Source organism: Natronococcus sp. (assembly GCF_047921035.1).
Classification (GTDB): domain Archaea; phylum Halobacteriota; class Halobacteria; order Halobacteriales; family Natrialbaceae; genus Natronococcus.
In genome coordinates this window covers 1-1,227 of record NZ_JBLRWX010000231.1, presented here as the reverse complement: position 1 = coordinate 1,227, position 1,227 = coordinate 1, and the positions used below count along the sequence as shown (strand labels likewise).

2 protein-coding genes are annotated in these 1,227 nt (G+C 66.4%); both read right to left on the bottom strand.

Going from position 1 to position 1,227, the window contains the following annotated elements:
* Positions 1-76 precede the first annotated feature (76 nt).
* A complete protein-coding gene (locus ACNA7R_RS20415; protein ID WP_416285368.1) occupies positions 77-490 on the bottom strand; it encodes a phage tail protein in 414 nt (137 codons plus the stop codon).
* 106 nt (positions 491-596) lie between these two features.
* Positions 597-1,227, bottom strand: a 631-nt coding sequence (locus tag ACNA7R_RS20410) for a phage tail sheath family protein (protein WP_416285367.1), incomplete at its 5' end; no start/stop codon positions are given.

The following is a 1,227-nucleotide window of genomic DNA, read 5'->3' as shown; positions in this document are numbered from 1 at the left end:
GTCCGGTCCGGCCCCCTGGGGAAGTCGGGGGCCGGACCGGACGTCCCGCCACGAGAGCGGGGTCGTCCTCAGTGCATCAGGAGACGCGCTCGAGGAACTCGTGGGTGATGGTCACCGTCTCCACGACGATGTCGTCACCACCCGAGTCGAGGTCCGACGCGGACCACTCGCTGATCCAGGCGTTCTCGAAGTTCCAACGCCCGGACTCGTCGCCGGCCGGGTCGAACATGACGATGGAGCCGTTCTTGCGCTCCACCGCCCCGTCGAGCACGGTCTGGTACCACTCGACCAGCTGGTTGTCCGCGGACAGACCACGGCTGAGCGTGATGTCGCCGTAGTTCACGCGACCCGGACGCTTGCGGGTGACGAGCTTGCCGTCCGCGAGCGTGTCGGTGTACTCGACCACCTCGGCCGTGTACCCCAGTCCGGTGATGCCGGTGAACCGGCCCAGCTCGACGCCCTCGATCTCGAGGGCGAAGAGTGAACCCATGTACTCCTGATCGTGTTCGTTCGCCACGTTCGTTCCTTCCCTGTCTGTTCAGGTCCTGTCCTGCAGCGGCTCCGGCCGGGGATCCAGCCGGAGGTCGTACTCCGGATCAGTTCGAGCTGTCCTTCAGCTGGCTGATCCGGAAGATGACGAACTCGGCGGGCTTCACCGGAGCGATCCCGACCTCGACGATGAGCTTGCCCTCGTCGATCGACTCCGGCGGGTTGTTCTCCGCGTCGCACTTGACGAAGAACGCCTGGTCCGGGGTCGCACCGAAGAGCGCGCCGTCGCGCCACAGCCCACGCAGGAACGCGTTGACGGTGCGCTTGACACCCTCCCACAGCTTCTGGTCGTTCGGCTCGAAGACGACCCACTGCGTCCCGTCCATGATGGCCTGCTCGACCATGTTGAAGAGACGACGCACGTTGATGTAGCGCCAGTCCGAGTCGCTCGACAGCGTGCGCGCACCCCAGACGCGGATGCCGCGCGTGCCGAACGGACGGATGCAGTTGATCCCGATCGGGTTCAGCAGGCCCTGCTCGGCCTTGGTGATCGGGAGCTCGACGTCGAGCGCACCACGGACGATCTCGTTGGCCGGAGCCTTCCAGACGCCACGGGTCTCGTCGACGCGTGCCCACAGCCCGGCCATGTGACCCGACGGCGGGACGAGGATCTCGTCGTCACCGTTGGTCGGGGCCGGGTTCGCGACCTTGATCCAGGGGTAGTAGAACGCCGCGAAC